At 72.8% G+C, this 10,526-nt stretch carries 8 protein-coding genes; 5 read left to right on the top strand and 3 right to left on the bottom strand.

What is annotated here, in order from left to right; genetic code table 11:
• Positions 1-187: 187 nt before the first annotated feature.
• Positions 188-1,267: a LuxR C-terminal-related transcriptional regulator gene (locus ACWD0F_RS47575; protein WP_449889091.1), complete on the bottom strand. Its 1,080-nt coding sequence runs from the start codon at positions 1,265-1,267 to the stop codon at positions 188-190.
• A 207-nt stretch (positions 1,268-1,474) separates the two neighbouring features.
• Between ACWD0F_RS47575 and ACWD0F_RS47570 the strand changes: the two genes are divergently transcribed.
• Both ACWD0F_RS47570 and ACWD0F_RS47565 read left to right on the top strand, forming a co-directional pair.
• Positions 1,475-2,908 (top strand): FAD/NAD(P)-binding protein, encoded by a 1,434-nt coding sequence (locus ACWD0F_RS47570; protein WP_449889089.1) that lies wholly within the window; start codon positions 1,475-1,477, stop codon positions 2,906-2,908.
• A 293-nt stretch (positions 2,909-3,201) separates the two neighbouring features.
• Positions 3,202-4,443: an MFS transporter gene (locus ACWD0F_RS47565; RefSeq protein WP_449889088.1), complete on the top strand. Its 1,242-nt coding sequence runs from the start codon at positions 3,202-3,204 to the stop codon at positions 4,441-4,443.
• Between the two features lie 8 nt (positions 4,444-4,451).
• On the opposite strand, the gene ACWD0F_RS47560 is transcribed toward ACWD0F_RS47565, so the two are convergent.
• Both ACWD0F_RS47560 and ACWD0F_RS47555 read right to left on the bottom strand, forming a co-directional pair.
• Positions 4,452-5,066, bottom strand: coding sequence for a dihydrofolate reductase family protein (locus ACWD0F_RS47560; protein ID WP_449889086.1), 615 nt, complete (start codon positions 5,064-5,066; stop codon positions 4,452-4,454).
• Positions 5,067-5,098: 32 nt separating this feature from the next.
• Positions 5,099-5,740: a CAP domain-containing protein gene (locus ACWD0F_RS47555; protein WP_449889085.1), complete on the bottom strand. Its 642-nt coding sequence runs from the start codon at positions 5,738-5,740 to the stop codon at positions 5,099-5,101.
• 447 nt (positions 5,741-6,187) lie between these two features.
• Between ACWD0F_RS47555 and ACWD0F_RS47550 the strand changes: the two genes are divergently transcribed.
• From ACWD0F_RS47550 to ACWD0F_RS47540, 3 genes are read left to right on the top strand one after another with little or no spacing between them, the layout of a single operon-like run.
• Positions 6,188-6,454: a hypothetical protein gene (locus ACWD0F_RS47550; RefSeq protein ID WP_449889083.1), complete on the top strand. Its 267-nt coding sequence runs from the start codon at positions 6,188-6,190 to the stop codon at positions 6,452-6,454.
• Between the two features lie 6 nt (positions 6,455-6,460).
• Positions 6,461-9,823: a hypothetical protein gene (locus ACWD0F_RS47545; protein ID WP_449889081.1), complete on the top strand. Its 3,363-nt coding sequence runs from the start codon at positions 6,461-6,463 to the stop codon at positions 9,821-9,823.
• On the top strand, positions 9,820-10,491 hold the full coding sequence (locus ACWD0F_RS47540) for a hypothetical protein (protein WP_449889079.1): 672 nt from the start codon (positions 9,820-9,822) through the stop codon (positions 10,489-10,491). Before ACWD0F_RS47545 ends, ACWD0F_RS47540 begins: the two co-directional genes overlap by 4 nt.
• Positions 10,492-10,526 lie beyond the last annotated feature (35 nt).

Below are 10,526 nucleotides of genomic sequence, written 5' to 3'. Positions count from 1 at the left end.
ATCAACCCCCCCCCCCCCCCGCCCGGGCCGCGGCGGGGGGGGGGGGGGGGGGCCGGGCCGGGCGGCCCCCCCCCCCCCTGGGGCGCGGCGCGCGGCGCCGCCCGCGGCGGGGGGCGCCGGGGGCCCCCGGCGACCCAGGCAGCCCCGCCGGTCTTGGCGGCCGGGGCCGCTGCGCCGGTTCTGGCGGCTACGGCCGGTGCGGTTCGGCGAACAGCCGGCCGACGAGCTCACCCCGGCTGGAGATCCCCGCCTTGCCGAAGACGGCCTTGAGATGACCGCGAACGGTGTGCGGGGAGATGAACAGGGCCGTGGCGATCTCCGTGGTGGGCAGACCCCGTGCCACGAGCTGAGCGATCTCGAACTCGCGCGGCGTCAGGCCGTAAGCCTGGGCGACCATGACCGCCAGATCGCCGGCGGCGGCCGGCTCGATGACGAGCGCGATCGGGCCCGGCTGCCCGCCGGCACCGCTCAGGCATGAGGCATGGCAGGACAGCCACTGCCCGTCGAGGGTCCGGATGCGAATCCGGGCGCTGCCGCGATCACGGCCTCGGTCGATGGCCCGCGCCTGCAGAGCCGTGCCGATCAACCAGATGGGCAGCCGCAGCCCGAGCGCCGACGGGATGGACGGTCCGTCCGGCAGCAGCGCGAGATACCGCCGGGCCTCCTCGTTGATCGACGTCGCCTCGCCGTACGCGTCGAAGAGCAGCAGGCCGGGTGCGGAGGCGCCAGGGCCGCCGGCCGACGCGGACGGACGGGCGAAACGGCGCAGCAGATCGGCGAGCGGGCCGGACAGCTCGGCGAGCAGCGCGACCTCGTGCGGGTCGAACGCCGGGCCGCCCCGCATGCGGAAAAGGCTCACCACGCCCCACGGCCGGTCGCCGATCCGCAACACGGCCCGCAACTCGTCGGCCACGCCCTGACCGCCGAGCAGGCGGCGGAAGCGGGCGCTGCGCTCGGGCAGGTCGCCGGTGGCCGCGCGCAGGCCGGCCACGGGGACGGCGGCGCGCGCGAGGTCACGGAACGGCAGGACGTTCTCCTCCAGGAGCTCGCTCTCCCAGTAGTCGGCGCATCCTTCGCTGGAGCCGAGGTTCTCCACCAGCATGGGCGCGGTGACCAGGCCCGTCTCCGGGTCGGTGGCCGCCCACACGGCCGAGTCGAACGGCACCTGCCGCCGCAGCCTGGCCGAGACCCGGCTGAACAGGTCCAGCGCGTCGCCGGCCCGCTCGGCGGCCGACACGATCTCGGTGTGGCGGCGCGGGTGGGTCATCAAGCCTCCTAGCGGGTGCGGCCGTTCTCCCTGGCTCCTGCGTGAGGGCCGCACGCCGGTCAGCTTGCCGGTTTTCTCCTCCCTCGCCAACCCCTCGTTTGAGGGGGTCATGCTCCGCGATTCCCCCGCAAGCGGGGGATGGGCCATCGTCCCAGCCCGCACGAGACTCGGCCCGACCCTTTTGCACGAGAAACACGGGAGAACGTCATGCATATCGCGATCGTCGGAGCCGGCGCCGCCGCCGTCGGCCTGCTGGACGCGCTGGCCGTCAGCGAAGCGGAGGCGGGAGAGGTCACCGTGTTCGAGCCGTCCCCGCACCTGTGGCGGGGACGCCCGTACGGGCCGGATCTGGACAGAGTGCTGGTCAACGTCCCGCCCGCGATCATGTCGATCCGCCATCCGGACTTCGGGCACTACTCCTCCTGGCTGGGCGCCGAGCGGGCCGCCGCCCACATGGACGACCTGTTCGGACAGCCCTTGGTGCCCCGCGCGCTCTACGGCGAGTACCTGGCCGACACCGCAGAGACCGCCCTGGCCACCCTGCGCGGGCGGGGCTGGCGCACCCGCGTCATCGCCGCCCGGATCGTCGCGGTGTCCCGCTCCCGCGGCCTCGGGCTGACGCTGTACGCCGAGGGCGGCCACCAGCACCCGGCCGACCAGGTCGTCCTGTGCGTGGGCGGGGGGACGCCGCAGGACCACTACGGCCTGGACGGCGCCCCCGGGTTCGTCGGCGACCCGTATCCCCTGGCGGCCACGCTCGACCGGGTCCACACCGAGGCCGACGTCGCGGTGATCGGCAGCGGGCTGACCGCCGTCGACGTGGCCGTGTCGCTCGCGGCACGCGGCCATACCGGGCGGATCGCGCTGGTGTCGCGAACCGGCCTGCTCCCCCACGTCTACCAGCGCCCCCTCGGCTACCAGCCCAGGCACCTGACCGTCGAGCGGGTGGAGGCGCTCGGCCGCGAGCACGGCGGCGTCACGCTCGGCGACCTCGCCGGGCTGCTCCGCGCCGAACTGGCGGAAAAGGGCGAGGACTTCGAGCGCTTCACGGCCGAGCTGCTGACGGTCAGGTCCCAGGAGCCCGTACGGTGGTTGCGGGCGCAACTGGCCGCCGTCGACGATCCCAGGATCGGGCGGCGCGTGCTGCAGCAGAGCGCCCACACCGTCGCCCCGCACGCGTGGCGGCTGCTGCCCGAGTCCGACCGCGAACGGCTCCGCCGCTCCCTCCGTCTGGCCACCAGCGTGGCCTCGCCGATGGTGCCGGTGAACGCCGCCGCCCTCCTGGGCCTGTTCGACTCCGGGCAGCTCACCACGGCCCCGGGCGTACGCAAGATCGAGGCGGCGCAGGGCGGGTTCCGGGTGCGCGGCGACGGCGGCGACCTGAACGCCGACGTCGTCGTCAACGCCCTGAACCCGCCGCCGCAGACGGTGCCCCGCGCGGCCGAGCGACTGGTCACCTCCCTCCTCGCCGACGGGCTGGCCGCGCTGCACCCGTCAGGCGGGCTGGCCCCCGCCGACCCGCGCCTGCACGTGGTGGGCGACTTCGCCGCAGGCGGCACGTTCATCACCTCGGGCATCCTCGGAGTCGCCGCCCGGGCCGCCCGTACCGCCAAGGGGCTGCTGACGACGCAGGCCGGCTGATGCGATTTCCGCCGGTGGAGGGGACCCGGTAGGGTCGCGCCATGCAGCTCATGGATGTCTAGCGCGACGGTCGCCGCCTGTGCCGGCGCTCGTCCGCATGCTTCTGCGCCGTTTCGGGCGCGGGAGCGCCGCGGTCTGTGCCGCTCGGCCGTCAGATGACCCGTGACATCGCCCTCGGCGGTCGCGCCTCTGGTGATCGGCGTCCCGGCCCCCTCTCGCCGCGGCCGGGCGGTCCCCCTCCTGAGTTCGCCGGCCCCTGGGTCTCCTCCTGCGCTGAAACACGAGGCCACATCATGCCGTCTGCGAACCCGACCAGCCGCGGCGGAGCCGCACTCGTCGCCTCCCTCCTGCTCGCGTCCATCGGCAGCGGGCTCTTCCTGCCGCTGTCGATCGTGTACTTCACCGCGCTCACCGACGTCCCGCTCGCCGTGCTGGGCACCCTGCTCGGCGCGGCCAACGCGGTCACCATTCCCATCCCCCTGTGGGCCGGGGCGCTGGCCGACCGGTTCGGCGCGCGCCCGCTGGTGATCGGGGCCCAGCTCCTCCAAGCCGCGTCATTTCTCGCCTACGTCTGGGTGAACGAACCCATCGGGATCTTCCTCGCCTCATCGGCCGGCGCGGTCGGGGTGCGGTTCTACTGGTCGTCGATCTTCACGCTCATCGCCGACCATGCCGACCACACCGCCACCACCCGCAAAGACCTCTGGTACGCACGGGCCAACATCGCCAGGACCGTGGGAATCGGCGTCGGAGGACTCATCGCCGGCCTCCTCATCGCCGACGGCCGGCAGAGCACCTACCACGCGATCGCGTACGCCTCCTGCGCCTGTTTCGCACTCGCGGCGCTCGCCCTCGCGGCCCTGCTGCACCTGCCACGCCGTGCGGAACACCGCGCGCCGGCCTCCGCCGGGTACGGAACCTTGATCGCGGACCGGGCGTTCCTCGGGCTCACCGCGCTCAACGTCGTCTACGCCCTGTCGACCCTCATGCTCGGGCTCGCGTTACCGACGTTCGTCAAGGCCGCCCTGGCCGGGCCCCCGTGGCTGACCTCGGCGGTCCTGGTCGGCAACGCGGTCCTCATCGCCCTCGCGGGCAGCACGATCACCCGCCGGCTCGCCCCCTACCGGCGGACCCGTGTCCTGTGCGCGGCCGCGGGACTGTGGTCCTGCTGGGGCCTGGCACTCGCCGCCATCACTCAAGGCCGGGGCACGTGGGCGATGGCGGCGCTCATCGCCTCGACGCTCCTGTTCACCCTCGCCGAGGTGATGCACGCGCCGGCCTCCATGGCCCTCGCGGCCGTGATCTCCCCGTCCCAGGCACGCGGACGCTACCTCGCGGCGTTCCAGTACTCCTTCGTCGCAGCCGAGATCATCGCCCCGGTCTTCTTCACCACGCTGTTCGGCGTCAGTCACGCGGCGCCGTTCCTCATCCTCGGGGCCGCCAACCTCGCCGCGCTCGGCTGCACCCTCTGGCTCGAACGGCACCTGCCGTCCGCGGCGGCGCACGAACCCGTACAGCCGACATCGAGCCGGTAGCCCGGTGATCAGGGCGCGCCGGCGCCGTAGGTCCCGTACTCCGGCAGCCCCGCCGACTCGAAGACGTGCACAGAAAGGCCGCCCGATGTCGTCTGATGACTGACCAGCCGCAGACCGGCCGGGGCGCCGCCGTCCGGGAACAGGCGCCGGCCCCGGCCCACCACGACCGGGGCGATCACGAGCCGTAAGACGTCGATCAGCCCGGCGGCCAGCAGGGACTGGGCCAGCCGGGCGCTGCCGTGCACCTGCAGCTCCCGCCCGGGCCGCCGCTTCACCTCGGCGACCTGGGCGGGGACGTCGCCGGACAGGATCGTGGTCGGGTTCCACCCGGCCGTGGTCAGGCTGCGGGAGGCCACGTACTTCGGCAGGCCGTTCAAGATGGCGGCGCCGGGGTGGTCGGTCATCTTCGGCCAGTCCCGCGCGAAGTTCTGATAGGTACGGCGGCCGAACAGGAACGCGTCCGCCTCACCGAGCCAGGCGCCGGCCAGCCCCTCGAACTCCTCGTCCAGGTGCGGTACGAACCAGCCACCCCGCGTGAACCCGTCGCTGGTGTCCTCGTCCGGCGACCCCGGCCCCTGGCAGACACCGTCGAGCGACAGGAATTCCTGCACCACCAGTTTCATCGCGCACCTCTCTCTTCGGCCTCGATGGCCGATTATTGCCTGCAGCGGCCGTAGTCGACCACATAGGTCCCGCCGCCCGCCGCACCCGCTCCGGCCGGGTCCGCCGAGCCGGCCGCGGCCCCGATGCCGACGTCGGTCAGCGTCCGGCTCAGGACGATCTGGCGGTGGCCGTACGTGCTGACGTGCACCCACCAGCGCACGGCGGCCCGCGGGGTGCCCGAGCCGCCCCAGCCGGTGTACGTGGTCTCGGCGTAGGCCCATGAGGTGGGATTCGGGCAGTATCCGGCGGCTTTGACGCGGCTGCCCGGCGTCGAGCCGGTCCGCGGGTTGCGGTGTGAGTCCGCGCCCGGCCGCCACCACCTCTGGCTCGCGGCCGCGGCCGCGTGCGAAGCCGCCGCGGCGTCCAGCGTGCTCTTGCGGATGAGTGCGGGGAGCCCGGCCTTGGCGCGCTCGGCGTCGATGAGGCAGTGCACCGCCTGGCGTACCTGGGTGATGTTGGCGCTGGTGGGAGCCCGGTCGTAGTACGCGGCGGCGGCGGCGCACCCCGGCGCGGCGGCGGAGGCGCTCAGGGCCGGGACACCCAGGACGGCGGCGGCGGTGGCGATGGCGAGAAGGCCGCGCGGCACGGAGCCGAAAGCAGGCCGCTGCTGGGTGAATGACGAAATGGTGCTCATGGAAAGTCCTTATCGTCGGTTTCCTCCTGTCATACGACGACTCCCCGCCGCGAGCCTGAGTAATCCCTGCCTACTCAGGCCGGCGCCCGCGAGAGAGGCCCGCTGACCTGCGCTGACGGGCGATCCGACCCTGCTCGCGCGAGCACCCGCCGGCCGCGCCCGCCAGAAGGAAGGCCGCCGCCCGCCCGGACCCCGTACATGATGATCTTCGTGGTCATCCAATGGCTGATCATGTGTGGGCTGACGGTCACTCGCGCGTCACCTGGGCTCCCTAGGTTGTGTGCGCCGTTGTGCCGACACGAAAGGTAGATCATCAGTGGGGGAGCCCCGTCATCAGCCGCTCGGCGAACCGCCCTGTCCGGCTCGGACATGAGCCGGACCGGGTACTCCGTCGCTTGGCAGGCGTTACGGCGCCAGAGCTCGGTCATCAGGGATCACCATGATGAGGTGGCGGAGGTCAGGGGGGCCCTTCGGCAGGCTCTCGACCGGGACCGGGCCGCCCTGGGGGACGACATGTACGGCGCGGAGCTGGCAGGACGCCTTCCCGGGATCGAGGAGGGGCTCTTCGCCGCCTTCGACGCGTATCTCACCGAGCTCGACGGCACGAGCGAGGACCTGACCAGGGCGGCGATCACGTACGAGTCCGCCGAGCACCCCGGATGGGCCGGGTACGGCAACGCGGGCGATCCGTCCCCCCGGACGAGTCGACGGTGATCGTGGGTGGCGTTCGACGGATGCGTCGTACCGGAGGCACTGCGGCCGTATGTGGACTGGGTGACCGCGATGGCCTGGCCGGAGGGGCAGGCGGACGGCTGCTTCCGGATGGCCGACGCGTGCGTGGCCGCGGCGCACCGGGTGGTGGCCGGCAGTTCCGCCGCGGATCCCCGCACGGCGAAGCTGGTCGGAGATCAGTGGGACGGAGCGGCCCAGGAGGCGTTCGCCGGACACGTCCTGCGGACTGTGGGCGGCCGGCAGGCTGACCTGGTCAAGCGGCTGGTCGACACGGCGATCGCGCTGAACGGCGTGGGCGTGGCGATCCGGCATGCCGAGCGCATGATCACTCTGGTCGTGTTGTTGCTGCTCGCGGTGCTGCCCGTGGTGATCCTGCAGGCGCCGTGGTGCCTCAGAGCGGTCCTTCAGGTCACCCGGATGACGATCCTGGAGATCGCGAGGTACACCGTGATCCTGATCGCGGTGTTCACCGCGTTCGCCACGGCGCTCGAGTTCGGGGCGCAGCGCTCCGAAGTGGCGGAGGGACGGCGGGACAGGATCGACTGGGACCAGCTGGCGGCCACGGCACGCGACGGCGCGATCAACGGGCTGCTGACCGGCCTGCTGGGCGGTGGCCTCGGCCGGCTGGCCACACCGGCGCTGCGGGCGGGGGTGGCGCGGGCGGAGGCGGCCCTGGGGGAGAAGGTGCTGGCCCATCTCACGGGCACCCTGTCCGGGAAGGCGACGCAGTACGCCGTCACGGGCGCCATGACCTCCGCCATCAGCCTGACCTTGGACGGTCACCCACTGGACTGGGACCTGATACTCAAGAGCGGGACCGCCGCCGCCCTGGGCGCCGACGGCCAGCACCTGGCCGCCACACGTCGCCCCCATGGTGGCGCCGCCGCCCAGCACCTGGCCGCCACGCGTCGCCCCCATGGTGGCGCCGCCCCGCCCGACGGCCTGCGCGCGCTCGTCCCCGACCCCGCGTCCGGCGTGGCCAGGCACGTCTCGCCCGGCGGCACGACCGCCGCCGCGGCGGTCCACGGGCCGCGGCCGGCCGGATCCGCGGATCCGGCCGGGCGCGCGCACCACCAGGCCCGCGTTCCGTTCGGCTTCGAGGGCTTCTTCGCCGACGCCCGGTGGGCGGCCGGCACCGAACGGTTCGAGCAGCGGCTGGGCGCCCACTACTTCAACGATCCGCAGACCTTGGAGGCGGCCCGCGTGGCAGTGCGGAGCATGCGAGACGTCCTCTCCGAGCTCACGCCGCGGGCACCGGACGAGAGCCCCGCCGCCCGCACCCAACGGGCCGAACAGGCGTTCTTCCGCGACGACGCCCCCAGCAGCGCCGGCCAGGCCGGCACCCGTGTCACGCTCGACGAGCTGCTCGCGCACGGGAACCTGCGGGAGCTGGTGACGGCCTTCTACAACGCCGCCTACTTCAACGACGGCCATCCGCACACCCTGGCGAAGGCTCTTCTCCACGTTGTCGACACCGGCGACCTGGAGCCGGCCCGGGCCGCCGGCGTGGACCTGGACCTGCTGGAACGCGCGCGGCGGCAACTGGACGGCGGCTTCCAGCGGCCGATACTCGGAACGCTCGACGCATGGCTGACGGGCGGGTCGCGGTTCGCCCGCGACCCGCTGGAGACCGGCAACGTCGTCATGATGTCCGAGCGGGGCGTCCGCGATCTCGCCGAAGTGATCCAGAGCCAGGGGCACCGGCGGGAGCGCAGCCCCGAGGAGCAGCAGCGGCTCGGGTTCACGACTCCGGCCCGCTACGAGGGCCTGGGCACGCCTCTCGGCAGGTTCGAGCGGGCGTTCGCCGAGCGGGTCGCCGACGGCCCGTTACGCCCGGACGACCCGCTGCCCTGGCGTGAGGGCCGGACCCTGCACGAGATCACCTCCGGCCGATGGGCCAGGAGGACCGCCGACGACGGCCACTCCGTGGTCGACGGCATCTCGCTGACGAGCACCAAGATGTTGATGGCGGCCAAGTTCCTCGGCATGGACGAGGTCATGTCGGATCGTTTTCTCGGCGCGTTGCTGGGCTGGATGTTGCCGGGCCGGGATCACTCGCTGTTCGAGATCATGCGGGGCGCGCAGCTCGCCGGCCTCGACCACCATGGGGCCTGGCCGGTCACGCACGCCAGCGCCGTCGACCTGTATCGCGGCCTGCCGGGCATGGACCTGAACACCTTGCGCGCCGGGCTCCTTGAGGACGGGCTGTTCCCGCACGAGGCCCTGTACCTGCGGCACGCCACCGACCCCGGCGGGTTCGCCGAGACGCGGTTCCCGGTGGTGCGGGACATCGCCGGCCGGCTGGGAGAGCAGCTCGGCAGCGGGCGTGTCACCGATCCGGCGCTGGCCGGCTGGCTACGCCGCAACGGCGTCGACCCGCTGGACCCCGCTGCTGTCCAGGCCATGGGGGAGCGGCTGTCGCCGGGACACATGATGGCGCTGACCGTTTACACGCGGCCCAGCCACGACCTGATCAACAACGTGACACGGACCCGATTGTGGACAGCGGGCATGTCCGAGGCGGCCGTACGGAAGGTCCTGAGCCTGAAGGTCGAGAAGCGACTGGCCGGCTATCTCGCAGAGCTGGCCGAAGGCAGGAAAGGGCGGGCGCTCTCGTTCCTGCTGCGGCCGTTGCTGCACGAGGGCGATGGCGCCCTGACCCCTCAGTCGCCGCTGAACGCGGTGGCCCAGGCGTGGGTCGACGCCGCCCATACGGGGGAACAGGCGAAACACGCAAGGGAAGCGCACCGGGCGGCGGGCCGCACAGCGGAGGCACAGCAGGCCGAGAACGGGATCCGGGAAGCCCGCGGGGCCCAGCGGGCCGCCTGGCGGGAGATCCGCGAACGCCTCGGCGGCCTGCTGCCGCAGCTGGCCGCCGAGATGCGCTGGCACGCCGACATGGCCCACGACGCGCTGATGCAGCTTCCTCCCGTCGGATCCCCTGACCGGCCCGTGCTCGGCTACCGGGGGGACTGGCTGACGCCGGTGCATTCGCCGATCTACGGATCGAAACTGTTCCCGCACGGGACGACTCGCGAGTTTCTGAGCCTGAGCCGGAGCATGGAGGTAGCCGTGCAGTACGTTTCGAAGAACCTGGTGGGCGAGCGGGGAGTACTGGTCGTCTACGTGCTCACCGGCGGCAATGGACGGGACATCTCCATCTTCTCCACCCACCCCGAGCAGGAAGAGATCCTGCTGCCGCCTCAGTCGCACGGCCGGCGGGTGCACGATCCGGAGCTGGAGGCGCGGATCCGCGAGTCCTTGGAGCGGACCGCGGAGCAGATGATCCGGCGCGGCGAACTGGCCAAGGTCCCGGATAAGTACGACATCCTCATCATGGAGGAGGAATGACAGGGGGCGACATGACCGCCGAGCAGGAAGAGACGGTCAAGCGGATCTTGGCGGGCCTGCACCGCCTCCTGCTGCGGCTGGCCGGCCGCGTCCCCGACGAGTTCCTGTTCCATGCCCGGTCCATGCTGGCCGAGGGCGACCTGGCCTACCTGCCGGACACGCTGTCGGGCGCGGCGGCCGGTCTGGCGGTGTCGTTGACACCGGCCGACGCCGGCGTCCTGCGTGACGTGCTGGTGGCGTTCGGAGCCGGGGAGGAACCGGCCGCGATGGAGCGGGTACCGTCCTGCGCCATCGTCCCGGAGACAGGTCACCGCTTCGCCCCGGCCGCTCCGGACCTGACCGGGGGGCCGGCGGACGTTTCCGCCGGACCGGCCGATCTCATGGACGCCCTCGTGGTCGACGCCCTGACCGAGCATGACGGCGTCATCGCGGTCTGGCGGGCCTGGAGGTTCGGGTCCGGCGGGCGGCCACAGGACGGGCGGCGGGTCTACCTCGCCGAGGTCGAACCGGGCGTCCCGGCCTGGGAGCTGACCATGGACGCCCAGCGCGAGCTGGTCCTGATGGAGGTGGACTCTCCACAGGTCGAGGTGTACTGGGCCGGTGACGACCTGCCGCCCTATCACCGGACGGCACGCGCAGCCGCCACTCCGCTGTGGACGCGGCCGTAGCCCTGGCCGGTGCGGGCCGTGGGCACCCGCGTCAT

Source organism: Nonomuraea sp. NPDC002799, from assembly GCF_053592075.1.
The sequence above is the reverse complement of the archived record's forward strand: the minus strand, read 5'-3'. Positions and strand labels throughout refer to the sequence as shown.